Source organism: Sporosarcina sp. UB5, from assembly GCF_050859005.1.
Lineage (GTDB): Bacteria > Bacillota > Bacilli > Bacillales_A > Planococcaceae > Sporosarcina.
The window spans coordinates 1,581,000-1,604,094 of sequence record NZ_CP125984.1 but is presented as its reverse complement, the minus strand read 5'-3'; the positions used below and the strand labels follow the sequence as shown (position 1 = coordinate 1,604,094).

At 47.3% G+C, this 23,095-nt stretch carries 22 protein-coding genes; 7 read left to right on the top strand and 15 right to left on the bottom strand.

Features of this window, described 5'->3' with window-relative positions:
- Positions 1-458 precede the first annotated feature (458 nt).
- The 4 genes from panF to QM454_RS08400 form a co-directional block, all read right to left on the bottom strand.
- Positions 459-1,901, bottom strand: coding sequence for a sodium/pantothenate symporter (gene panF, locus QM454_RS08415; protein ID WP_432363759.1), 1,443 nt, complete (start codon positions 1,899-1,901; stop codon positions 459-461).
- On the bottom strand, positions 1,898-2,218 hold the full coding sequence (locus QM454_RS08410; RefSeq protein ID WP_432363757.1) for a YhdT family protein: 321 nt from the start codon (positions 2,216-2,218) through the stop codon (positions 1,898-1,900). Before QM454_RS08410 ends, panF begins: the two co-directional genes overlap by 4 nt.
- Positions 2,219-2,545: 327 nt before the next feature.
- The gene (locus QM454_RS08405; RefSeq protein WP_432363755.1) at positions 2,546-3,001 is read right to left on the bottom strand and encodes a GNAT family N-acetyltransferase; all 456 of its coding nucleotides are present in this window, start codon (positions 2,999-3,001) and stop codon (positions 2,546-2,548) included.
- Positions 3,002-3,033: 32 nt separating this feature from the next.
- Entirely contained in the window at positions 3,034-4,014 is a 981-nt protein-coding gene (locus tag QM454_RS08400) for a nuclease-related domain-containing protein (protein WP_432363753.1), read from the bottom strand.
- Positions 4,015-4,479: 465 nt separating this feature from the next.
- Here QM454_RS08400 and QM454_RS08395 point away from each other — a divergent pair, with 465 nt between their 5' ends.
- Together QM454_RS08395 and QM454_RS08390 are read left to right on the top strand one after the other, a co-directional pair.
- Positions 4,480-4,776, top strand: a complete 297-nt coding sequence (locus QM454_RS08395) for a DUF3784 domain-containing protein (RefSeq protein ID WP_432363751.1) — start codon at positions 4,480-4,482, stop codon at positions 4,774-4,776.
- Positions 4,777-4,884: 108 nt separating this feature from the next.
- A complete protein-coding gene (locus QM454_RS08390) occupies positions 4,885-6,378 on the top strand; it encodes an MDR family MFS transporter (protein ID WP_432363749.1) in 1,494 nt (497 codons plus the stop codon).
- Positions 6,379-6,663: 285 nt separating this feature from the next.
- On the opposite strand, the gene QM454_RS08385 is transcribed toward QM454_RS08390, so the two are convergent.
- Positions 6,664-10,920 (bottom strand): S8 family serine peptidase, encoded by a 4,257-nt coding sequence (locus QM454_RS08385; protein WP_432363747.1) that lies wholly within the window; start codon positions 10,918-10,920, stop codon positions 6,664-6,666.
- 222 nt (positions 10,921-11,142) lie between these two features.
- On the opposite strand from QM454_RS08385, the gene QM454_RS08380 reads away from it, so the two are divergent.
- A complete protein-coding gene (locus QM454_RS08380; RefSeq protein ID WP_432363745.1) occupies positions 11,143-11,325 on the top strand; it encodes a hypothetical protein in 183 nt (60 codons plus the stop codon).
- 72 nt (positions 11,326-11,397) lie between these two features.
- The gene (locus QM454_RS08375; protein WP_432363743.1) at positions 11,398-11,565 is read left to right on the top strand and encodes a hypothetical protein; all 168 of its coding nucleotides are present in this window, start codon (positions 11,398-11,400) and stop codon (positions 11,563-11,565) included.
- A gap of 90 nt (positions 11,566-11,655) precedes the next feature.
- Here QM454_RS08375 and QM454_RS08370 read toward each other — a convergent pair whose 3' ends face one another.
- From QM454_RS08370 to QM454_RS08360, 3 genes are all read right to left on the bottom strand, one after another.
- Positions 11,656-12,789, bottom strand: a complete 1,134-nt coding sequence (locus QM454_RS08370; protein ID WP_432363741.1) for a polysaccharide deacetylase family protein — start codon at positions 12,787-12,789, stop codon at positions 11,656-11,658.
- Between the two features lie 388 nt (positions 12,790-13,177).
- Entirely contained in the window at positions 13,178-13,621 is a 444-nt protein-coding gene (locus tag QM454_RS08365) for a transcriptional regulator (protein WP_432363739.1), read from the bottom strand.
- 108 nt (positions 13,622-13,729) lie between these two features.
- The gene (locus QM454_RS08360; RefSeq protein ID WP_432363737.1) at positions 13,730-14,023 is read right to left on the bottom strand and encodes a hypothetical protein; all 294 of its coding nucleotides are present in this window, start codon (positions 14,021-14,023) and stop codon (positions 13,730-13,732) included.
- Between the two features lie 121 nt (positions 14,024-14,144).
- Here QM454_RS08360 and QM454_RS08355 point away from each other — a divergent pair, with 121 nt between their 5' ends.
- Together QM454_RS08355 and QM454_RS08350 are read left to right on the top strand one after the other, a co-directional pair.
- Positions 14,145-15,722, top strand: coding sequence for a hypothetical protein (locus tag QM454_RS08355; protein ID WP_432363736.1), 1,578 nt, complete (start codon positions 14,145-14,147; stop codon positions 15,720-15,722).
- A complete protein-coding gene (locus QM454_RS08350) occupies positions 15,719-18,466 on the top strand; it encodes a DEAD/DEAH box helicase (RefSeq protein ID WP_432363735.1) in 2,748 nt (915 codons plus the stop codon). The genes QM454_RS08355 and QM454_RS08350 overlap by 4 nt, the downstream gene beginning before the upstream one ends.
- A gap of 47 nt (positions 18,467-18,513) precedes the next feature.
- On the opposite strand, the gene QM454_RS08345 is transcribed toward QM454_RS08350, so the two are convergent.
- Both QM454_RS08345 and QM454_RS08340 read right to left on the bottom strand, forming a co-directional pair.
- Complete coding sequence (locus QM454_RS08345; RefSeq protein ID WP_432363734.1) at positions 18,514-18,675, bottom strand: hypothetical protein; 162 nt, start codon at positions 18,673-18,675, stop codon at positions 18,514-18,516.
- A gap of 293 nt (positions 18,676-18,968) precedes the next feature.
- Complete coding sequence (locus tag QM454_RS08340; RefSeq protein WP_432363733.1) at positions 18,969-19,427, bottom strand: single-stranded DNA-binding protein; 459 nt, start codon at positions 19,425-19,427, stop codon at positions 18,969-18,971.
- 242 nt (positions 19,428-19,669) lie between these two features.
- On the opposite strand from QM454_RS08340, the gene QM454_RS08335 reads away from it, so the two are divergent.
- Positions 19,670-20,107 (top strand): YwpF family protein, encoded by a 438-nt coding sequence (locus tag QM454_RS08335; RefSeq protein ID WP_432363732.1) that lies wholly within the window; start codon positions 19,670-19,672, stop codon positions 20,105-20,107.
- Positions 20,108-20,488: 381 nt separating this feature from the next.
- Here QM454_RS08335 and QM454_RS08330 read toward each other — a convergent pair whose 3' ends face one another.
- From QM454_RS08330 to QM454_RS08310, 5 genes are all read right to left on the bottom strand, one after another.
- Positions 20,489-20,806, bottom strand: coding sequence for a hypothetical protein (locus QM454_RS08330; protein WP_432363730.1), 318 nt, complete (start codon positions 20,804-20,806; stop codon positions 20,489-20,491).
- A gap of 89 nt (positions 20,807-20,895) precedes the next feature.
- Positions 20,896-21,288 carry a hypothetical protein gene (locus QM454_RS08325; RefSeq protein ID WP_432363728.1) on the bottom strand — a complete coding sequence of 131 codons (393 nt, stop codon included), beginning with the start codon at positions 21,286-21,288 and terminating at the stop codon, positions 20,896-20,898.
- 100 nt (positions 21,289-21,388) lie between these two features.
- Positions 21,389-21,832: a 3-hydroxyacyl-ACP dehydratase FabZ gene (gene fabZ, locus QM454_RS08320; protein WP_432363726.1), complete on the bottom strand. Its 444-nt coding sequence runs from the start codon at positions 21,830-21,832 to the stop codon at positions 21,389-21,391.
- 62 nt (positions 21,833-21,894) lie between these two features.
- Complete coding sequence (locus tag QM454_RS08315) at positions 21,895-22,230, bottom strand: DNA-directed RNA polymerase subunit beta (protein ID WP_432363724.1); 336 nt, start codon at positions 22,228-22,230, stop codon at positions 21,895-21,897.
- Between the two features lie 22 nt (positions 22,231-22,252).
- Positions 22,253-23,089 carry a flagellar hook-basal body protein gene (locus tag QM454_RS08310; protein WP_432363722.1) on the bottom strand — a complete coding sequence of 279 codons (837 nt, stop codon included), beginning with the start codon at positions 23,087-23,089 and terminating at the stop codon, positions 22,253-22,255.
- Positions 23,090-23,095 lie beyond the last annotated feature (6 nt).

Here is a 23,095-nt window from a genome sequence, read left to right as displayed (position 1 = left end):
AGTGTGATGGGGTTACTTCATTTTACCTCAACTGGCCAACCGCATTTCTTGCGGATGTCAGCTGTATTGACTGGGCGTTGTGCGACGCTCAGTCTTTTTTAGTATATGTAAATTATAACATACGTATAATCGGATTTCACTTTCTATAATCGCGAGTGGTTCTATGGGACTTCCTTCCCCTTTCCACAATAGATCGTATTGACAAATAAAAGTGTTCGATTAGAAGCGTTATGCGCAGGTATTGGGATTTATGCGCGTTTGGGAGCGGTTATGCGTGATTGTTGAAATTTATGCGTGAGTTTCTGAGTTTATGGGTATCTGGCGGGATTTATGCGTGGATTTTAGAGTTTATGCGTGTTTGGCGGCGGTTATGCGTGGATTTATGCGTGAGTTTACTAGTTTATGCGTTTTTGGGATGGGAAAAGCGGACTCTCGGTTGTGGGAGTCCGCTTTTCATTTTAAAACCTAAAGGCTTTTCGCTGGATGGCGAGGGAGCCGATGATGTAGGCGACTAGGGACAGGACGACGGGGATTGTCACTGTGTGGACGCCGAGTAGGTTGCCGTAAGACGCGTTGTAGAAGTGGATTGCGATGTAGCTTGCGATGCCGGTGATCATGCTGAGAATCGCGCCGTATTTGTTGCCGTATTTCCAGTATAGCCCGAGGACGATTGGCCAGATGAAGGCGGCTTCGAGTCCTCCGAAGGCGAATAGGTTTAGGAAGATGAGCAGGTCGGGCGGTTGTAGGGCGAGTAGGAAGACGATGATTCCTAGTATGCCGGTGACGCCGAAGCTAATTTGCTTGACCCGTTTTTCGCTCGCTTCCGGTTTGATGAAGTTTAGGTAGACGTCTTTGACGATCGCTGAGCTGACGAGCAGCAATAGTGAGTCGACGGTCGACATGATTGCCGCCATTGGTGCGGCGAGGACGATGCCTGCTAGCCACGGGGGCAATACTTCGAGCGCGATTAACGGTATGACTTTGTCCCCTACGTCTATCCCTGGCATGACGGGTCGGGCGAAGACGCCGATTAAGTGCATGTTGAGCATGATGAAGCCAGTGACAATCGTGCCGATGACGAGTGCCCGGTGCATCGCGCGAGAGCTTTTATAGCTCATGGCGCGGACGGCCATTTGCGGGAGTCCGACGACGCCGACGCCGACGAGTATCCAGAAGGACGATACGTAGGCAGCTGTGAGCTTTCCGTCTGCTCCGAATGGGGTGACGAGTCTCGGGTTTTCATTCAATAAGTCTTGCATAATTGCTGGGACACCCCCGCCCGCGATGATGACACCGATGAGCAAGATGAGTGTGCCGACGACCATAATTGCTCCTTGAACAGCGTCGGTTAGTGCGACTGCGCGGAATCCGCCGATCGTCACGTAGACGAGGACGGAAATCGCGAAGATGAAGAGCGCCGATGTGTACTGGAGCCCGGTGAGCGATTCGATGAGCCGTCCCCCGCCGACCCATTGCGCGGTCATGGCGGAGAATAAAAAGATGATGATGGCGATGGCTGATAGAATTGCGACGGCCGGGCTATTGTAGCGCGCTTTCAGGAAGTCGATCATCGTGACGGCGTTGTATTTGCGTCCGAGGATCGCGAATTTTTTTCCTAAGATGAGCAGGACGAAATATCCGGTGACGACTTGGGTCATGGCGAGTAGAATCCAGCCGAAGCCGACTGTATAAGCGGTTCCGGGTCCTCCGAGGAAGCTCGATGCGCTGCCGTATGTGGCGACCATTGTCATCGCGAGGACGAAGCCGCCGAGTTCGCGTCCTCCGAGGAAGTATTCTTGGAGGAATCCGCCGGTTGAGCTCATTTGTTTCGATGCGATGAAGCCGATGGCGAAGATCGCGACGAGGAAGATGACGAGCGGGATAATGACTTGGATGTTCATGGCGTTTGAGATTCCTCCTTTGTTTCGGCGTACGGGTCCGCGTCAAGTGGGACTTCTTTTAGTACGAATTTTGTGATGATGATGACGATGACGGACATTAGGATGAAGCCGACGACGCAGCTGTAGAAGAACCAGTCAGGCAGGCCGAGGATGTATGTATATTCTTCAGGTGGGCGGGATCCGAGTCCGTAGGCGAAGCCGTACCACCAGATGAAGTTGAAAATGGCGAGTGCGATGCCGATGAGCGCTTCTTTGTGTGCGATTTTGAAACGCGGGTCGGGTTTGTAGGCGTGCGTTTCTTGTTTGTTGGCGGGCATTTTGGGTGCTCCTTTCGTTTAGTGTTCTTGAGGTTGATTATACAGGATTTTCTTGGAATTGGGAGGGGGATTTTTAGGGGCGCGGGTGGTTATGCGTGAGTTTTGCGATTTATGCGTGAGACGGTGGATTTATGCGTGAGAATGTCGATTTATGCGGGTTTGGAGGAGTTTATGGACTTTTGTGGGCGTTTATGCGCGTTTGGGAGAGTTTATGCGTGTTTCGGGAGGGGCGCGGGGTTTCTTCTATTGTATAAAGGATTGCGATCGCGCTAAATGGTATTGACAAATTAATAGGTTTGATTGAAAAACGCTCCGGGGTGGAGCGTTTTAGGGTTGCTCGATGTAGTAGTCCATAACGAGCTCGTCTTCGAGGAGTTCGTTGGTTAGGATGAAGCCGATTTTTTGATAGAATTCGATGGCACCTGGATTTTCGGGCCAGACGGATAGGCGGATTCTTTGGCAGTCAGGCTTGGCCGCGAGCAGTTTGATGGCTGATTTCATTGCTAGTTTGCCATAGCCTTTTCCTTGGAATTGTTCACCGATCATGAAGCGCGGGATCCAGTAGCGGTCGTAGTCCTCGTTTTCGGGTATGTCTTCGATGGCGAGCAGGCCGATGACGGTTTCTCCGTCAAGGATGGCGTATGGTGTGAAATTTGGATCGACGTACGCCCAGGCGATTGTGTTGACGTTTTTCGCGACGAATTCTTTTTGGGACTCGGCTACTTCGAGTTTGACGCAGGCGCGTATATTATTTTGGTTTACTTTTTCGAGTGTGATGTTCATAGTTTGTGGGCCCCTTTTCAAGTTGTATTGTTTTATTCAACAGGAGTAGGGGATTTACCTTCTTTCATTAGTACATAATGGGCTGCCTTTCGTTCGCCGATGAGTTGCAATCCGGATTTGGCGAGGAGGCCGCGGGCGACGTTGCGATTGTTGAGCTGGGTAAAGTAGCGGAAGTCGCTGTTTGTCATTTTGGGTTTGATTAACATGAACCAGTCTTGGACGGTTTGGTGGTGTTCGGTTTTGCTAGTGTGACCGCATGATGGGCAGTTCCATTTTTCCCTACCCCACTTCATTCCAGGTCGGTCGCAGTTTGAGCAGATGACGCCGGGTAAGATGTCCGAAGGGTTGATGTCGTATCGGTCGGCGAGCGGGAATGGGTTGTAGTCTTTATGGTGTTCGATCATCGTGTTTGCTAAGTTGTGGATGGCGTGTCCGTCGAGTATATGTTCATTCACAGGCAGTGATCGGAAATGGGCGGGCGCTTCGTATGTGAAAATCGTTTTTATTTCTGGCGACGGGTGTTTGATGGCCAGTTCATTCGTGTGTGTGAATGTGAGGAGGCCGTCAATCGGGATTTGGATGCCGCGCGTGCCGAGCCAGCTTTTTAATAGATGGATTTTAAGGTCGATTTCAGTATACGGATTGCGCATCGGTTTGCGGTCGCCGTTTTGGAACACTCGGATGAATTGGGTTGGGTTCGCTTTGATAACCGTTTTGTCTTTGTAATTTTTCACTTCGATGATGGTGATTGATGACGGTGTGATGAGCAGCGAGTCGATTTGGAAATAGGCGCCGTCTTGCTGTAAATAGAGGTCGTGGAGTATGGCGTGCCGGTAGTTCGGCTTGAATTCGTTAATATGTGCGTCTAATTCGAGTTCGCCGTTGTAACCCGCTTGGCAGATTAGGAGATTTTTTTTCACTTCGGGCTTTTTTATATGGTTGTTCGGCAGGCGTTTGTCTAAGGATAGGAGTCCCTTTAGTTCGTTAGGCATTGTTCGTTTTTTATAGATCAATTTTTTATCACCTCATGATTAGTTTAGCTTGCAAGGCGCGCGAATGGAATAGTTTGGATGAAGTTCGCGTTTTGGGCCGTTTTCGGGGTTTAAAATTAGATTTTGAGTCGATTTCGGCGTTTAAAAATGGATTTTGCTAGTTTGGGAGTGGTTGATTGGTAGAGTTTATGCGTGGATGTGGGAGATTATGCGGAGTTTTTTTGGGATATGCGTGAGTTTTGACGGTTATGCGTCGTTTGGGGAGTTTATGCGCGGATTGGCGAAGTTATGCGTGAGTATTTGCGTTTATGCGCTTTTCGTGGGAGTTATGAGCGGTTGCGGGAATTTATGCGTGATTTGGGGATGGGCGTGGGGGAAAAATCGGTTGACTGGAGTTTTTGATCGCGCTGAATGGTTTTGACAAATTAAGGCGTGCAACTGAAACTTTTCGTTCGTTGATGCGTATGAAAATCGGAGGTGTTTTATATGTTCTGGGGAGCACTTATTACTTGTCTCTTTGTTAGTATACTTTGTTTCTTGTTTAGTTATTTAATTTGGAAGAAGAGGGAGTTTTCATTGATAGCAGGTTATAACGAAGAGTCTTTTAAGGGAGATAAAGAGAAATTAGCGAAGTCAGTCGGATTGTTTCTTTTAATCATTGGTCTATTGACTCTTCTTCTGCCGTTCGGATTAGAATTTATAGGTTCCGTCGCAGGAACTTTATTCGCGATTATTGTCATTGTAGGAACGATTGGTTTGATTATTTATATAAACAAAATATAGTTATCCAAAGAAGCGTTGCAAAGTGGTTGCCGGCATGCTAATATAACTCCTTTCCGATTATTTTCACGTAAGATAGCCACAATATTTGTGGACGAGAGGAGTTTTTATATGCAAGAAACGGTTGAGCCGAAAAAATATGAGTTTTTGGCGGATGATCCGAATGTAAAGGTTATGCCAATTATGCTTTCACTCATTATCGGTGCTTTTTTTGCGATTTTAAATGAAACATTATTGAATATCGCGCTGATTACGCTTATGGATGAATTTTCGATTTCATTGCCGACTGTCCAATGGATGGCGACAGGCTTTATGCTTGTGATGGCGATTGTTATTCCGATTTCGGCGTTGCTGTTGCAATGGTTCACGACGCGGCAGTTGTTTATCGGAACGATGACGGTTTTCACGATCGGTTCGATTGTTAGTGCATCCGCGCCAGCATTTCCGATTTTGCTTGTCGGACGATTAATTCAAGCGATTGGAACTGGTTTGTTAATGCCTATCATTTTTAACGTTTTCTTATTGATTTTTCCGCCGGAGCGCCGTGGGAAAGTGATGGGATTGGTTGGGCTTGTTATTATGTTTGCGCCGGCGATCGGGCCGACGCTTTCGGGCGTGATTGTTGAGTATCTCGGATGGCGTTATTTATTTATCGTTGTCATTCCGTTTGCTTTGTTCTCGATAGCGTTTGCTTCGAAGTTTTTAATTAATGTATCTGAAGTGACGAAGCCTAAAATTGACTTTATTTCGTTAGTATTTTCGACGATTGGTTTCGGCGGAATCGTTTACGGATTTAGTTCCGTCGGGCAAAGTGCGGAAGGATTTGCAAGCGCAAATGTGCTGATCGCGATTGTTGTCGGTGTCATCGGCGTTGTCTTCTTCGTGCTGCGGCAATTAAAGTTGGACGAGCCGATCATGGATTTGCGGGTGTTCCGTTATGGGATGTATACGCATGCGGTCTTCCTGTTTTTGATTATCATCATGGCGATGTTTGCATCGGAAATCATTTTGCCGATTTATATGCAAGGTCCGTTGGCGTTGACTGCGGCGACTGCAGGATTGGTTCTGTTGCCGGGAAGTATTTTGAACGGAGCGATGTCGCCGTTCATGGGGCATCTATTTGATAAGTTCGGGCCGCGTGTCCTAATGATTCCAGCGACGATTGTGCTGAGCGGAACGATGTTCATGATGAGCAGACTTACGATTGATACGCCGATTTGGGTCGTTGTCGTCGGGTATATATTAATTATGGTGTCGGTATCGGCAATTATGATGCCTGCGCAGACGAATGGATTGAACCAGTTGCCGAAGCGGTTGTATCCGCACGGAACGGCGGTCATGTCAACGTTGCAGCCGATCGGCGGAGCGATTGGCATTTCTGTTTTCATCAGCATTTTGAATGCAAGACAGCTGAAGTTTTTGGAAGGCTCGGCCACTCCTACTGACGTGGCGACGATCAATCTTGGGATGGTAGCGGGCATTGAACTTGTGTATTTTATTGCTTTTGCGATGTCCATCGTTGCGGTTGTTTTAGCTTTCTTCGTTTATCGCGCGAAGCCTGAGGAAGTGGAAGAGACGGCGAGCGAGCAGGTAGAATCAGTATAAGAAACAGCCTTTCCGGGATTCGGAAAGGCTGTTTTTTTGTATTATGCTTGCTACTATGCGCGTTCGTTGTGTTGCAGGAGACATTGATTGTGTTGCAAACCCGGCTGATTGTGTTGCGGATGACGTTGATTGTGTTGCGAACTCGGTTGGTTGTGTTGCGATTCGAATGGACGTGGGCGATCACCTATGGAAGCCCCTTCCCCGGTCGCGCTAAAAGCTTTTTACAAATTAGGGGTTTAAAATTTGAAACGAGCCTTTCCGACAATCGGAAAGGCTCGTTTTGGATTATTCAATGGCTACGAAGCTGCCGCCTGTATTTGTTGTGAAGTTGACTGTGCTGTTTTTGACGTTCGCGTTTTTATCAACTTCTGCAAAAGTGTTCGCGTCGACAACTCGGACTTTTTTGCTGTTTGTATTGACTGACATGACGATGTCGAGTTTATGGCCAAGTTTTGTCAGTTGTTGTTTTGATTCACCGATGCCGTTCCAGAATGTGATTGTGTAGATGTCGGAAACGGCGTTGATTATTGCGGATGCATCAGTTTTCTCGACGGAAATTGTAATGTCTCCGTTCAAGTTTTTGAAGATGTTTTTATGAAGCGAGAAGACTGCGCCGTCTTTTTGGATGTTAACGTCTTTCTTTGAACTTACGATTGCATTGAGGACGGAAGCGTTAATTTGGATATCGACTTCATTTTCCATAGTAGTTAAGTCGAATTCAATCGTTTTTCCTGATTGTGCAACCGCTTCTTCCGTGACGACGTAGCCGTTATCTGGCTCTTCGAGTGCTGTCACTTTGACGGATACTGTCGCTGAGAAGTCGCCGTTTGTGACAGTGATTGCTGTTGTGCCCGCGCCAAATGCTCTAATCGTACCGTTCGTGACGGTTGCTACGTTTTCATCTGCGGATGTGAAAGTCGATGTCGCTGTGACGTCTTCCTCCGTATGGGTTCCGTCCGCTTTTGTCGTTGTTTTTGTGACGATCAATTGGTCCGCTTCGCCAACGTTTAGGGCTACTTCATCTTTATTGACCGTAAATGTGATTGTGTCTGGTTCTTCGACAGCCGTGACTGTAACAGACACTGTTGCCGTAAAGTCTTCGTACGTGACAGTGATTATTGTTTCTCCTGCACCTACCGCTGTGACGTTTCCGTTTTCAACTGTTACGATTGCTTCATCTGCAGACGTGAATGTTGCGTCAGCTGTTACGTCTTGCTCTTCCGTCGTTCCGTCTGATTTTGTTGTCGTTTTGGTAACAGTTAAATATTCAGCTTCCCCAACTTGAAGAGATATATTAATTTTATTTACCGTGTAATCAACAGTATCTTCTTCGGCTTCTCCCTCACGTGTAACGACAAAGGATGTTTCAGCTTTATTGCCAGCCGCGTCGTTCACGAAAATTGTAACTGTGTTTACTCCATAAGCAAGATTAGTTAATTCGAAAGTAAATGAACCGTCTTGTTTAAGGTTCACACGCCCGCTTGATACAATGTTACCATCCTCATCCTGCGCTTCAAATGTCGTTGCTAGTTTCGTATTTAAGTTGTAGCCGAGGCCGTATAGGAACAGCTCTTCTTGCCACTCGATATATTTATCAACTACTTGGCCAGAAAATTCGTATGTGGAATGTTCTGCTACATGCTCTTCTTCCGACTCGATTGTAGCAGGTGAACTCTTCACGAAAAGTGGTCCGTCCCAAGCTTCGACGATAGCAGGCCCAGCTCCAAGGTTAAATCCAGTGAAGTCAACAGTGTATAAACCATCAGGAATCGCTGTCCATCCAGCTCCACCCCAAGGAACGTACTCACCGTCAATATCTAGGTAATAGCTTCCCGCCCCCAATGAAGAACCAGCATGCAAATAACCAATATAGCCGTCTCCATAATAACCACCATCTGGATTCATGATGTCCCAAAGCTCAATGTAGTTTGTCGCTACATTCGTGTTCAATATAAACTCAAGTCGCCCTATATCTTTAATGCCATCACCATTGAACGACAGATCCGTTTCTGTCAGCCTGTAATTTGTAATTGGTGCCGCCGAACCTTTCGGCGAGAAGTCTGCTGCAAACGGTAATGAAGCGGTCGTGCTACCACCTTTAATGTGGATGTATCCGAGGATTTCATCGCCGGCTTTTGTGTTCACATTTTGGGAAGCCGTCAATGTGACGTTGAGCAGCTCATCGTCGGATAATGTGAATGTTGGTTTGTCGATCGTGACAGTTGCGTCTGCAAAACCTTTCGTCACTTCGACTGTGGCGTTGTATGTGCCGCCGTTGCCGTTCATGTCTTTCACGAGAATTTGCTTTGTGACTGAAATATCGTTCGATAAATCTTGTGGTCCGAATGTGACGGTTCCTTTTTTGTTGTTAACCGTTTCCCCGTCATTGTTTGCGGTGTCGAGTGCGTACGCTAGTATTTCAGGAAACGCTGCTTGATACGCTTGTACGCGGCCGGCTCCTTGCGCGAATACGTCGTACTTGCTCGTGTCAAGGATCTTCGCTGTGTTGGACAAGGCGACTTTTACGTCAAAGGCGTCCCACGTCGGATTCGCTTGTTTTACGAGCGCCGCGATTCCTGCAATATGTGGTGTGGCCATGGACGTTCCTGTTTTGCGCGTGTAGGCTTGTTCGTAGGTGGCGTCCGGGAAGTCCGCTTTGTACATCGGGATTGTCGACATAATGTTCGTTCCTGGTGCGGTGACGTCAGGTTTAATGTCGAAGTTTGGCGTGGACGGTCCGCGTGAGCTGGAGTTGTTCACTTCGTCGCCTGCTGTCATTGTGTAGTCGAAGTTTCCGAATGAGATTGTGCCTTCCGCTTGTGCGAGTGCTGCACGGATTGCGTCGCCGTCTGTTTGGGACATGTCGAATGTTGGGATGAATTCGAATGCGTCGCCAAGGAATGTGCCGGATGGGCCTGGTGCACCCGTTCCGCCAGCGAAGTTGTGAACGATGATGGCGACTGCGCCGTTGTCTTTTGCGGCTGCGATTTTATCGACGAATGGGATTTCGCCACGTGAAACGAGTGCGACTTTGTCATTAACGTCTAGTCCTTCGTAGTCTGACGCTGCCCCAATTCCAGGGACTGCGACGATACTGTATTCGCCGTCAAGTTGATTGGCGAGGTTTGCGCCGTATGTTGTGCCCATTAGGTTTAGTGTTTTTGATAGGTTGTAGTTGCCGGCGTTAATGTTGACGTCGCCGAAGTAGTGCGCTTCCGGATTTGTCGTGTTCCCGACGGCGATGCCGAGACGAGCTGTTGATGGTGTGCCCATCGTTCCGCGACCCGGTCCGGAGTTGCCGGTTGCGACGACTGAAATTGTGCCTGCGAGCATGGCGTTGTTAATGGCGAATGAGCTAGCGTCTGTTTCGGTGTTGGAGCCTCCGCCGAGTGATAAGTTGATAACGTCCATTTCTTGCTGGACTGCGTAGTCGATTGCTGCGATGATGCCGGATGTGGATCCACTGCCGTACGCGCCGAGGACGCGGTATGCGTAAAGGTCGACTTTCGGTGCAATTCCTTTAATGCCGTATTCGTTGTTGCCGACTGCTGCGATTGTGCCCGCGACGTGTGTGCCGTGGGATGTGTAGAATGCCCTTCCGGATGAGTCGAATTCAGGACGGTTTGATGGGCGGTCTAGCGGTGATGTTTCGGAAGCGTCGTCGTCAGCACGTGTGCGGGCATAGTCGTTGCCAGTGTGCGGGACGAAGTTTCTGCCACCTTTGTAGATGCCTTTGAAGTCTGGGTGGTCGGCGTCGATGCCTGTGTCGAGGACGGCGACTTTGATGCCTTGTCCTTCATAGCCTGCTGCCCAGAGTGGTTCGATTCCGAGGAAGCCGATGCTCGTGTCCATGGCAGGGCCGACTTGTCCACCTTTAGCTTTTTGTTCGAGTTTTGATTCAGATGGAGCTGGCTTTTTCAGGCCGTTCGGTTTCGATGAGGCATTCGCTTTTTCGTTGTCGAGTGCGTAGACGATTGTGTCTGGTTCAACGAGTGTGACGCCGTTTATTTCGAGAAGTTTTGGTAGGTCGTCGGCTTTGACGGTTGCGGACATTCCGTTAAGTACGGTGTCAAATGTGAAGCCTTCGTTGAAGTGAATGCCTTTGTTGAGCATTTCTTTTTTGGCGGCTGCTTGTTGGTTGCGCACTTTTTGTTTCGCTCGTTGCGCTTCTAAGTTGGAGAATGATTTTCCTCGTAGTTTTTGGATTCCTTTTTGGAGTCCTACTGATTTTTCTGAGAAGTGGATGATGACGGGGACTTGTTCGTTCCCTTTGACGTTTTGTAGTTCTTCATGCAGTTTTGCTTCGCCCCCGAGTAGCTTGAGCTGTTCGGCGATCGCTGCTTTTTGCTGCATCGTGCTTTCGTTTTGATGTTGCTCTTTGAATGCTTTTAACGTTTTCCCGGTTTGTTCAGCAGTTTCCGATGCTGTTGCCGCGCCGGTGGAATCCGTGTTGGCGGATGCCGATAATGGCGTGAGCATGGAGAGCACGAGGATGATTGCGAGAAGTGTGCTGAACAGTTTAGTGAAGTGATGGTTTCTCAAAATAGCTTTTCCCCCTTTAGTAGTTTGGTAGATTGTTACCATTTTCACAATAACATAGAGAGACTTGTTTGAAAATAGAGATTCGTATAACAAATGTCGACAATCTCTGAAATTCGTTCGTAGGATCTGTATGTGCTAGTTCGGAAGGTTTATAGGTAATTTTAGAGCCATGATTTTATGTCTACGCTTCTTAAGTTGAGAATTTAGTATGGAAGTCCTTAGATGATGTTGCGGGTTATGCGCAAGTTTTGGGATTTATGCGTTTCTGATGGCGGTTATGCGCGAGTTTTGAGATTTATGCGTTTCTGGTGGTGGTTATGCGTGAGTTTTGAGATTTATGCGGTTCTGGTGGTGGTTATGCGCGAGTTTTGGGATTTATGCGGTTCTGGCGGTGGTTATGCGTGAGTTTTGGGATTTATGCGGTTCTGGCGGTGGTTATGCGCGTGTTTTGGGATTTATGCGTTTCTGGTGGTGGTTATGCGTGAGTTTTGGGATTTATGCGTTTCTGATGGCGGTTATGCGCGAGTTTTAGGATTTATGCGTTTCTGGGAGCGGTTATGCGTGAGTTTTGGGATTTATGCGTTTCTGGTGGCGGTTATGCGTGAGTTTTGGGATTTATGCGTTTCTGGTGGCGGTTATGCGTGAGTTTTGGGATTTATGTGTGTTTCGCGGAGATGCGTGATTGTCAATGTCTATTTGTCGCGCTGAATGCTTTTGACCAATTATGGGTTTCATTTAAAGAAGTGGGTCACGAAGGAAGTTCTGGATGATGTGGTTGTCGGGCTCGTATGTTTTGAAGGTGTAGCCTTCTTTTTGTAGCCATTCGATAATTTTTGGAAGAGCGATTGTAGTTTGGCTGCGGTCGTGCAGCAGGATGATGATGTCGGTGTCGCCGGATTTTATTGCTTTCATGACGCCGTCTTGGACGTTTTTTACGATTTGGTCTGCTTGTTTGTCCGTATAACGCCAATCGTTCGAGTCGACGTTCCAGTCCCACAGTTTATAGCCGTGTGCGATGAGGCTTTTTTGCATGCTTGGTGTGACGAGCGGCTTGCTGCCGTATGGGACGCGGACGAGTTTCGGTGAGTTCCCTGTTAATTGCTCAATGATTTGAGCGCCGCCAGCCATTTCGGCAATGAATGATTCGGTCGATCCGTAGACGTATGCTTTGTTATGGGTCATGCTGTGGGAGCCGATGTAATGGCCGCTTTTTGAGACCGTTTTTACGATGGATTCGTTTTGTTTCATTTGATTGCCAAGAAAAAAGAATGTGGCGGGTACGTTATATTTTTCAAGTGTAGCGAGATTGTGTAATGTGAATTGATTCGGACCGTCGTCGAACGTTAAGTAGACAGTTGCTTTTTTCGATGTCGATGCCGGTGTTTGCTTTTGGGCATGTGATTTAATAACTTCCTCAAACGCTTCATGACTTATATGATTGAATTCATCTCGATAAATGCGGATCGTATGGTAACTTTGAAAATATTCGAATTGGAACCCGGTTTCGCGAGCAATATATTTCACGCTAATGAAGATTTGACCGTCAATTGAGGCGAGTGGTGACCATGGCTGGTCCACGCCGTCTAACGTTGTCATACTCGTTAAATGATCGAAGACGATCTCTTTCCCTCGTTTACGGATGATTGTCTTTCCGTCTTTCGTTTCGACGGGTAAGTAGAGGTATTGCGCAATGTCTTTGAGTGGCACTTTTGTGTCACCGTCGATAACGCGGATGTCGTCGAGGGGCAATATGCGGTCATGCAAACCGATGTATCGATTCCCTCTTTCGTTTGTCGCTTCGGCTTTTCCTATTCCTACGAAAAACATGCAAATGATTGCGATGCAACTTATCCAAATCCATTTCTTCATCCGTTTGTCCCTGTCTCCTCTCGAAAACTTTTCCGATTTCTTCACTATATTGAAAGAGGGACAAGTCTAGAAGCAGAATTCGGAATTTGGGCTTCGGAATGGTGTAAAACTGTTCGTTTCTATATGTATATTTATCGGGGAATTTGACTAGTCTAGTTGCAAAATCTATTCCCCCATTTCCCGGGAAATCGACATAGGAGCGGATTTTGATGAATCACGACGACAATCATCGATTTACTTTGCAAGATTTCTTGTTCGGGTTGACCGGTTCGACTATTTTCGTCATTGTGTTGCATTTTTTTACGGGTTGATTCTCAACGAATTGAAGACAATAAAAACACTCATCGTTTGTGGACGATAAGTGTTTTTTATAATTCATTTTTCAATTTTAGTGCATTCCTTCCGTCAGTTGAGCGAATAAGCTTCGGTTATTTGTTTCGAGTGCGTAGTCGATCATACGTAAGCGATTGTCGGATTCGATTTCTTTCATCAACTCCTCCGCTTCCTGAATGACGACTTCAGGTGGTTCAAATTGCAAGTTCATTGTCCCTTCAAGGATCGAAGACAGGTGTAGGTGAAGATCCGAGATGAGAAGGAGCTGGTAAAGCGGCAGTCGGATAAATCGGTTGCCTCGTTGGAAGACGAACACTTCACCGAGGTTTTCGACTTGCAAGCTTTTCATGTTAACAACGATTTCCTTTCCTTCAGAGGGCACGAATTGGTACACTTCACCACCTTTTATTATCGAGAAATATTGATAGGCAAACACGAGACGTAGACGGAAGTCTTCTTGGCTAGTGAAAAAAGGCGTCATACGCTGAACAGATAGCATGTTTTCCCCTCCATCATTGAATATTCCGATTATTATCATTCTATCACAGTTCCCTACATTTTGTGAATGAATTGTCTTCTATACTATTCAACGATGTTTACGATGATGCTATTTCTTCCTGTTCTCGGGCCTCATCATGAAGTGGGTTTCGACCGGCTCTATGATGACTTTTCTTTTCAGCATTCGTTTAATTAAATCACTTTCGCCGTTTTTAAACATCATCAATTCATCGGATTGATAATTGGCGACGAGCGCTTCAGCGTCTTCCGATATGAATGATTCTGCAGCTATGAATCCGCCGTTTTCGTCATCTACAAAAATATGATCTGTCGAATCATGTCCTTCTAGCATGAGATTACGTTTTTCATAAAGTTTAGGTACGCGTAATATTAAAGTTTCCAATCTAATTCCCCCTCCATCGATAATTATGTATGTTGTTTTCCTTACATTAAATGATATCATTTACGATTCCGGCTTAAAAGCCTTATAATAAAGGGAATGCTTTAGTTTAGGGAGTGAGCCGATGCACATGTCAGTGGAACGTTTTTCGTATTTACATGAGCGTGAAATAGATGAATGGATGGATCGGATCAAGCATTCGTTCCGTCCGGATGTGCAAGTGGAGTCTGTGCAGATCCGGAAGGCGGTCTCGTTAGTCAGAAAAGGTGCGTTTCTTGACTTTCGTATTTTACAAGGCGTGTCTACCCTTGTTGCGACAGTGGCTGACGAAGGCGAGCAGACGGTGAAGCTTGCGCCTTCCGTATCGTTCAAAGATTGTACGTGCGATGATGTCGAATGGTGCGCGCACGAAATTGCCGTCGTCTTCCATCTTTATTCACAGTTCCATTCGTTAACGGAATGGCTGCATGGATGGCAACGGAGAGAGGCGGAACAAATGGCGTTAACTGTTTCAGAACGGACACCGGAAGCTTGGAACGCCGTATTGTATAGGCTAACGGAGCCACTTCGGAACATTGAACCTGGTGAGAATCCAAATGTGTTCATGCATGAAAGCTCATTAATGGATGAGAAAATGATTCCGCTCTCCCCTTTCGAATGGGAATGGAAGCCGCTATTCGAACTGTTTTACCGGTTGCATCTGTTGGATGCAGGCTGGTCGTTTGCGCGCGAGCATCTCGAGGAGGCAAAACATTTCACGTACCGTCAATGGCAAGTGAAGATGTGGCTCAATGAACAGATCGGGAAATTGCGCGATATCGGAAAAGCGCTCGGGAAGAAACCGAGACTGTTCGAGACAGATGCATTTTATTCGGCACTGAAATCGCAAGTCCGCGAGTTTGTTTTGCGAAATGGTGGTCTATATGAAGTCCGTCTAGATATTTATGCGATCATGTGGGAGTTCCTGTACAAAGACCAAGTTGCGCAGGAGCAAGAGCTTGCTTATCTTCTTGACGATGACTCGGTAGACGCGGCTTTTTTTGCTGCTTATTTCAATTTGACGAAGGGCGATCAAGAGACGCTTGCGAAAATTGCGGAACGTGCGGGCGGCGAACTTGTCGGCCATTGGCTTCCGTTAGCGGATCTTGCTGCTGAAATGGAAGATATTGACGCACTATCTGTCATTATGAATACGATTCACCCGCATATTGGCACGTTTTTTGAACGGATTACGCTTTCAACAGACCGGTATCATTTCATCCGGAAAATCGATGGACTGCTTGAAGAGGCAGAATTTCCGGAAGAGCGGCGTGAAGAGCTGTTTATGATGTATGGAGAAGATGGCGTCAGCGCGTTCGGCGATTTTCTAATTGAGCGGAAGCGGTTCTCCGAATGGGCGGCGCTCATGCACCGGTTCAACATTCCGTATGACGGGGTCGAGCCTGATACGTTGAAGTTCGTTCTCGCGAATGACCCTGCTTCCGTCATGCCGCTGCTCCATACGTACGCAATGCGGTTCATCCAAGAGAAAAATCGGCATAGTTACCGACGCGCCGTTCGGTTGTTCAAAAATATGAAGGCAGGCGCGAAAAAGAGCGGCAAAGTCGAATTTTGGAACCGGTATGTCGACACGGTTCGCGAACAGCATAAACGGTTGCGCGCCTTGTCGGAAGAAATGGAAAAGGGGAATTTGAATTTATGACAAAAATGGATACGTTGCATCTCCTTTTCCAATTGGCGATTGATCGGGATGAAGACGGACGGTACGCAATTACTGCGACAGATTCGTCCGGCCGTGCGGTTGCTCCGGACAGGCTATCTTCTTTCCTATTCTTTACGAATGAAAAGGCGTTGTACGGTTTGTTGCCGATGACCGATGAAAAGGCGGTCCATTTGAATACAGATGAGTTCCTCCAAGTGTTTGCGGGTGAGCCGCATCCATTCGCTACGTTCAATGGACAGACATCGACTGATGAAGCACATTTATCTGCGTTACGGGAAGCGGCGCGTTTATGGAATGAACCCGATTTCTGGCAGCATGCGGAACTGAACGCAGGGATGATCCGATTCGACGAGGAGAAAATTGGGATTTCTGCCCTTTCTGCGATGATTTTGCATGATGCGATTCGCGAAAAAATCAATGCTTCGGCCATGCAGCTCGATCAGTTGCCGGCGCTGTTGCCGCATTTGCGCAAGTACGGTTGGCCGGGTGATTCGGTTTCGACGATGCCTGTCCGAGTCGCTTTCCGTTTGACGGAGCCGGATGACGAGGCAGAATCAGAATGGTTGCTAGAGACGGTCGTCGTTAGTGAACGCGGGGCGCATTGGACGCCTGCTGTTCGTAAAGCGAATGCGGAAATCGGCGATGCGCTTCCTGCGAAGTGGAAAGGGTATGCCGATGAAATCCGGGAAAAGCAGTCTGAGATGGTGTCGTTCCTCCGTTCGGTTGAGGCTGAGCCTGCGAATCGATTTTTGTCGATGACGATGTCGGATCCTGAAGTACGGATGTTCATTCAGGAAGATTTGCCGGTGTTTCAGTCGTTCGGGTATCCCGTCATTTTGCCGGCTTGGTTGAAGTCGGTGACGGAGTCGAAAATGCGCGTCCGAACGAGTGCGAGTGTGCAGTCGTATCGGTCTGCGGCAGGTCTTGATGAAGTCCTTTCGTTCGACTGGAACTTTTCGCTCGCTGGGAAGGAGATCGATCAAGATTCGTTTCGGAAGATGGTCGACGAGAATCGTGAGTATATCCGTTCCGGTGATGAGTGGTTCCATATCGACCCACTTTGGCTGAAGCGGATCCGCGAGTTAATGGAGCAGGCGGATGCTGGCGAGTGGACGGTAAAGGATTTGCTGTTTCAAGAGATTCCCGAGGAGATTATTCCGGTCGATGACGATGACAGTGCAGATGATCCCCTACTTGCGTTTTCGATGCAGCAGTCGTTGCGCGACTATGTCGAGATGGTGTCGAATAAACACGGTCTTCCTGACGCGGGTATTCCGGAAGGGCTTATGGCGGAGCTCCGTCCGTATCAAGTCGACGGGTATAATTGGCTCGTCTTCATGCGTGAGAATCATTTCGGCGCTTGTTTGGCGGACGATATGGGGCTCGGGAAGACGGTTCAGCTCATTTCGTATTTGTTGAATGTGCATGCGCGCCCAGAAACGGACTCCCCTTCGCTCATCATTTGCCCGACGAGTGTGCTCGGCAACTGGCAAAAGGAGCTGGAGCGGTTTGCGCCGACACTTAACGTGCATACGCATTACGGTCCGACGCGTGCGCGGGAAGACGAGTTCGATGCGCTTTTGAAAGAGCGTAAGCCAGATGTGATTTTGACGACGTACGGCACGGCGACGCAGGACGATGAGACGCTTGGCGGTACGGTGTTTGCGAGCATTACGCTTGATGAGGCGCAAAATATTAAAAACATGCAGACGAAGCAGTCTCGGGCAATTCGGAAATTGCATGGCGACCACCAAATTGCGTTGACAGGGACGCCGATTGAGAACCGGTTGTCGGAGCTATGGGCGATTTTTGATTTCATCCATAAAGGGTATTTCGGTAGTTTCCGGACATTCACCGAGCAGTATATCGTTCCGATTGAACGGGATGATTCAGAGCTTGAAAAACGTAAGTTGCGGGCGAAAATTCGTCCGTTCTTGTTACGCCGTACGAAAAACGATCCTGATTTGCAATTGAATTTGCCGAAGAAGCTTGAGCAGAACGAGTATTGTCCGTTAACGACGGAGCAGGCTGCGCTCTATGAAAGCTTCATCGAGGATACGAAGTTCAAGCTCGAGACGTTGACCGGGTTTGAGCGTAAAGGGCTCATTTTGAAAATGTTGAGCCGGTTGAAGCAGCTTTGTAATCATCCAGCGCTGTTTTTAAAGGAGCCACATGCGCCTGCAGATGAGATGCTTACGCGTTCGGTGAAGTTGAATCGAATCGTGTCGATGGCGGCGGATATTGCTTCGAACGGTGAGCAATGTCTTATTTTCACGCAGTACATCGGGATGGGCCAATTAATTCGCCACTGTTTGAGCGAGTTGCATAATATCGATGTGCCGTTTTTGTCGGGCAGCATGCCGAAGGGACAGCGCGATCATTTAGTCGAGGCGTTCCAGGCTGGTGAGTTCCCGATTTTCATCTTGTCGTTGAAGGCGGGTGGAACAGGCTTGAATTTAACGGCGGCGAACCATGTGTTGCATGCGGACCGTTGGTGGAATCCCGCTGTTGAGAATCAGGCGACGGACCGGGCATACCGGATTGGCCAGACGAAGTTCGTGCATGTTCATAAGTTTGTAACGGTCGGAACGATTGAAGAGAAGATCGATAAAATGCTTGTTGAGAAAGCTGCCCTTTCCGCAGATTTAATTCAGTCGAGTCAATGGCTTACGGAGTTATCTGATACGGAATTGGATGATCTTCTTTCATTTGAAAGATCGTGATGCGACCTCGGTTTCCTTTTGGGAATCGGGGTTTTTTCGTTTTTCGTTTACATCGGCTTTGCCGGGCGCCGAATATGTATAGGAACGACTTTTCTTGCTAATTCTTTTTCCTCCAATTCGTTGATCCGCTCGTTCATGCCGGCGACGATGCGGATGAGTTGTCCGACTTGCAGTTCCATGCGGATAAGCTGTTTTTCGTATTGTTCCAAGCTCTTTCCTCCTTTATACTAATGTATGGATGCGGCGGGAGCGGTCCCCGCCACATTGTGTTGGCCATGATCATTGGGCCTTCGCAGCAAGCATTGCCTGTAGGAGATGGCAATGCCCCCTATTGGATATGGGAGGATCCCCACCCTTCCATATCCGAATTGTTTTTTCCTCTTTTACTCGTTTCTCTCTTAGATATTGTTTTCTCTTATTTACTTTTGTTTGTGTATCCGAGCTCTCCTTCTATCCCCCTTTTTCCCTTTACTTTCGCTGCCCTATGTATCATTTTTGATGATCAATAGATTGGCAGCCCATCTTTTTCGTCCTGTGGCAGGTGGAAGTTCGAGGTGGCCTTTTCCTGTTCGCTCTCCCTTTCCTCACCGCCACTTTGTTGCACATGGACATGCGGCTCTCCGTATAGATTGTCGTTTTCTCTCCGTTTTGTCGATAGGAATCGAATTTCTTCGCCGATTACTTCGGTGACGAAGACGCGGCTTTTATCTTCCCGTTCGTATGTCCGTGATTGGATTCTTCCGCCGACACCTATTAAGGACCCTTTTCCGCAATGCTTCGCCGTGTTTTCCGCGGTTTTTCCCCAGGCAGTGCAAAGAATGAAGTCGGCATCTACTTCGCCTTGCTGGTTTTTGAATTTGCGGTTTACGGCAAGAATGAAGCTCGTTTGCAACCTTCCTTCCGATAGCCTTCTTAAAATCGGATCCTTCGTTACGCGCCCTACGAGTGCAACTTGGTTCATATTTCCCCTCCTTTCTTTCGGTGATGCCTTCATCATATAACGGTTCGAAAATTGGCGCAAATCGCGAAAATTTGATTTTGGTAGTGTTTTCGTGTCGATTTTTTCGTTGTAAAATGAAGAAACTGCGTATTATTGCGTGTTTATAAGTTTTCATTTTTTCGAGATAATTCGAGCTTGGCTGTTTCTGAAGTTTTTTTCTGACATATGGTATACTTGATGCAAAAAGTGAGCGGGGTGGGCGTGTGAAGACGTTTAAGATGCTTTCTGTCGGTATTTTGATAGATGATAAAGTCCAAGACTTTCCGCTAATCGACGGCATTATTATTAATCAGGAGAATAGCCACCGGATGTGGGTTCTTGAACTTTTTATTGATCGGAAGTATGAGCAGCTGTTTGAAGAGTGGAAGGCGGCGGATAAGTTATTAGAAGCGAGTGTCGTCATATCCTATCCTGAAAACGAGCCGGCCGGTTTCCGTGTAGCAGTCGATACTGTGCAACAAATTGGGGAGAATATTTCGGTTTTGTTGAAAGGGCGGTTGAAGCGCGCCCGCACCCAGTATGCGGAGCATTTATTGGAGGAATTAATTACCGAAGGGCTGAGCGGCGAGGAGCTGTTGAAGCGTTTCGAGTCGGATATGCGCGAACGCCCGCGATTGAAGAAGGATCGGGAAGAAATTTGAGCAAAGCTGCCAATAACGGCGGCTTTTTTTGTTGGCGATTTTTGTTGGTGCCTGTGCAAGACACATTTATGACAATTCATTAAAATGATTGAATATACAGTGAGAGTCATTTGAAACCTTCATATAGATGACTTCCCTCTTCACCACTATACAATTGTAGTGAATAAACTGAATTGTGCCGGCGGCTGTGCACGACACATTTATGACAATTCACCGGGATGACTAAATATGCATAAAAGTTTACCCCAAACCTTCGTATAAACGACTTCCCACTTCACCAATATACAATTGTAGCGAATAAACTGAATTGTATCTTGCACAGGCACCGCAAAAAGCCAAAAGAAAAACCGCCGGGGGTGGCGGTTTTCTTTTGGCTTGCGGTTAGCGGTTGTTGTTATTGTTCTCGTTGCGGTTCTGATTGGTGGTGTCGTTTGGGTCATCTGTTAGGATGCCGTCGCTACGGTTATCTTTTATGATTCCGCCGTTTGCACCATTGTTCCCATCGGTTCCGTTATCGATGCCATCCATGTTCGGTCCTGCGCCGTTGTTGACACGTGGAGTTGTGTCACGTAGACCGTCGTCTAAGTTCTCCATCGGCGTTTCGTTGTTGTTCGGGACGCCGTCGTTGTTATTGTTTCCGGCACACGCCGTTAGTGCTAGTCCGGAAACGAGTATGAACGGTATCGCTTTTTTGAACATGAAAATTCCCTCCTTTCCACAAGCCTCATATCATACAAATCGTATGATACTCGTAGGTTGGCTAAAAAGGAGGGAACTATCCATACTATTTATTGTTCTTTATTGAGTCGATCTTTGAGCAGTGATTCGACAAAAACCGCCTCGGCTTTGCAGTCGTATGAGTAGTGTGTGTCGAGTTTTTCCTGCATGATTTGGATGTTGGCAATTTGTTCTTCAGATGGCGGCTCGCTTATGATGCGCTGGATGACTTCATTGATTCGCTGGGCGAGGTCTTCGTGAAATTTCGGATTTGCTTTCATGTCGTCCGAAATTCTTTCATACCACAGTGCTTTCGTCGTGATGTATTCGCGCCATGAATCGATGAAGTCCTCGATGTCGTACAGTTCTTCGTCCCATGCGATGTCCGACATATATTGCTCGAACGTTTGGGTGATGGAGCGTGTAATGCTGCTCTTTATATTTGGAGAAAGATCATTGTACATATTTAGTTGGTACCTCCCACTGTAAACGTGCGTCTATTGTAGCCTAGCTACTGAACAAAGTGCACTTTCCATTGTAGCTGACAATTCACACGCACGCAATTTAATTTGAAGTTTCTGCTACTGGGCCTAGTGCGAATGTAATTTCTGTTTCGCAAGCGATTTCGCCGTCGACAGACGCGATTGCTTTTCCTTTTCCGATGGCACCGCGCATACGTGTAATCTCAACTTCAAGTCGCAATTGGTCTCCAGGAACGACTTGACGTTTGAACCGGCAGTTGTCGATACCTGCAAAAAATGCGAGACGTCCACGGTTTTCTTCTTTTTGAAGAATAGCAACGGCACCTACTTGGGCAAGTGCTTCGACGATGAGGACGCCTGGCATAACTGGGTAGCCCGGAAAATGGCCATTGAAGAAGTCTTCGTTAACTGTAACGTTTTTCAGGCCAACGACCCGTTTTCCTTCCTCAAGTTCTGTAATTTTATCAACTAAAAGGAAGGGGTAACGATGAGGAATAATTTCCTGAATTTGTTGTGCATTTAGCATTTCCTTTGTCCTCCTGAATATTTATGTATTTAATTATAAATGAAAATGAAATGAAAGAGCCATTATGACTCTTTCCCATTAATAATATCGAGTATGTGCGTCCACGTCTCTTTTTTTAGTGCATCGGCGGGTTGACCGTCGCCAATGTAACCGTAACCGATGATAGCACCGGAAATTGCGGCACCTGTGAGCAACAGAAGGACGAGCACGATCCGTAACCAAATCGGTAGCAGACGAACTTGGACCCAAATGCGCCGCTTATCGCTCGTTTCCTCTTTGACGGATTTCTGCTTTTTTTGCTCGTTACGTTTCACACGCGACACGATAGTAGGCGTCTCGGTAGTGTTATTTTGTTTCATTTGCTCCCATTGAGGACGTTTCTGTTTGTCATCTATCATTTCGGATTCTCCCTAGCGCGGCTTATCGAATGTTATTAATTAACCCTAACATTTGATCGGCAAGTGTGACCGTTCGCGCGTTAAATTGGTAAGAACGCTGGACGTTAATTAAGTCTGTCATTTCTTTTTCGTAATTGACGTTGGACGCTTCGAGCTTCCCATTTTCCATTCCGATGCGGTTCCTATTTGCGCCGTTCATTTCCGTCAGGATGTCCCCGATAGCGACACCAAGTTCCGCTACGTTTTCAGGAAGTGCTAATAGGCCTGCGGAAATGCTTTTCATTAAATTTGGACGTTCCAATGTCGTGACACCCATTTCGATTCGCTGTACGTTTCCGTCGTTATGCGTTACTTCAAGCACTCCGCCTGGAAGCATATTGTAACTTTTGACGTTATCAGCGAACGTAATCGGCTGTCCCGCACTGTTCGCGACTGGATAGCCGCCTTCGTTAACGAGCATCAAGTTGCCGCCTTCAACTGGGGATACGTAAAAATTCCCAGCACGCGTGTACACCGTTTGCTCTCCGCCTTCTCCGGGCATAATAACGTTGAAGTATTGCTTCGGTTCGGTTAATGCGAAGTCGAGTTCGCGGCCGGTCGATTGTAATGAGCCAACTTTCCAGTTCATTTTCGCGGGGCCGAGCGCGGCACCTACACCATACCGGATGCCTGCCGGTGATTGCCGCTGCGCCGTATCGGCTTTATCGTTCGTAAATTGTTGGTAAAGTAGTTCATGAAAATTCGCGTCACTCGATTTATACCCGGTTGTCGCGGAATTCGCAAGGTTATTCCCGATGATGTCGAATTGGGTTTGCAATTGGTTCATCGTGTTCACTGCTGTCGTCATCGATCGTATCATTCGTTT

Excerpts from the sequence above, each read along its gene's own strand:
- panF (WP_432363759.1), bottom strand. The coding sequence starts at position 1,901 with ATGAACATCCAAGTCATTATCCCGCTCGTCATCTTCCTCGTCGCGATC.
- QM454_RS08410 (WP_432363757.1), bottom strand. The coding sequence starts at position 2,218 with ATGCCCGCCAACAAACAAGAAACGCACGCCTACAAACCCGACCCGCGT.
- QM454_RS08405 (WP_432363755.1), bottom strand. The coding sequence starts at position 3,001 with ATGAACATCACACTCGAAAAAGTAAACCAAAATAATATACGCGCCTGC.
- QM454_RS08395 (WP_432363751.1), top strand. The coding sequence starts at position 4,480 with ATGTTCTGGGGAGCACTTATTACTTGTCTCTTTGTTAGTATACTTTGT.
- QM454_RS08390 (WP_432363749.1), top strand. The coding sequence starts at position 4,885 with ATGCAAGAAACGGTTGAGCCGAAAAAATATGAGTTTTTGGCGGATGAT.
- QM454_RS08380 (WP_432363745.1), top strand. The coding sequence starts at position 11,143 with ATGATGTTGCGGGTTATGCGCAAGTTTTGGGATTTATGCGTTTCTGAT.
- QM454_RS08375 (WP_432363743.1), top strand. The coding sequence starts at position 11,398 with ATGCGTGAGTTTTGGGATTTATGCGTTTCTGATGGCGGTTATGCGCGA.
- QM454_RS08370 (WP_432363741.1), bottom strand. The coding sequence starts at position 12,789 with ATGAAGAAATGGATTTGGATAAGTTGCATCGCAATCATTTGCATGTTT.
- QM454_RS08365 (WP_432363739.1), bottom strand. The coding sequence starts at position 13,621 with ATGCTATCTGTTCAGCGTATGACGCCTTTTTTCACTAGCCAAGAAGAC.
- QM454_RS08355 (WP_432363736.1), top strand. The coding sequence starts at position 14,145 with ATGCACATGTCAGTGGAACGTTTTTCGTATTTACATGAGCGTGAAATA.
- QM454_RS08350 (WP_432363735.1), top strand. The coding sequence starts at position 15,719 with ATGACAAAAATGGATACGTTGCATCTCCTTTTCCAATTGGCGATTGAT.
- QM454_RS08340 (WP_432363733.1), bottom strand. The coding sequence starts at position 19,427 with ATGAACCAAGTTGCACTCGTAGGGCGCGTAACGAAGGATCCGATTTTA.
- QM454_RS08330 (WP_432363730.1), bottom strand. The coding sequence starts at position 20,806 with ATGTTCAAAAAAGCGATACCGTTCATACTCGTTTCCGGACTAGCACTA.
- QM454_RS08325 (WP_432363728.1), bottom strand. The coding sequence starts at position 21,288 with ATGTACAATGATCTTTCTCCAAATATAAAGAGCAGCATTACACGCTCC.
- fabZ (WP_432363726.1), bottom strand. The coding sequence starts at position 21,832 with ATGCTAAATGCACAACAAATTCAGGAAATTATTCCTCATCGTTACCCC.
- QM454_RS08315 (WP_432363724.1), bottom strand. The coding sequence starts at position 22,230 with ATGATAGATGACAAACAGAAACGTCCTCAATGGGAGCAAATGAAACAA.
- QM454_RS08310 (WP_432363722.1), bottom strand. The coding sequence starts at position 23,089 with ATGATACGATCGATGACGACAGCAGTGAACACGATGAACCAATTGCAA.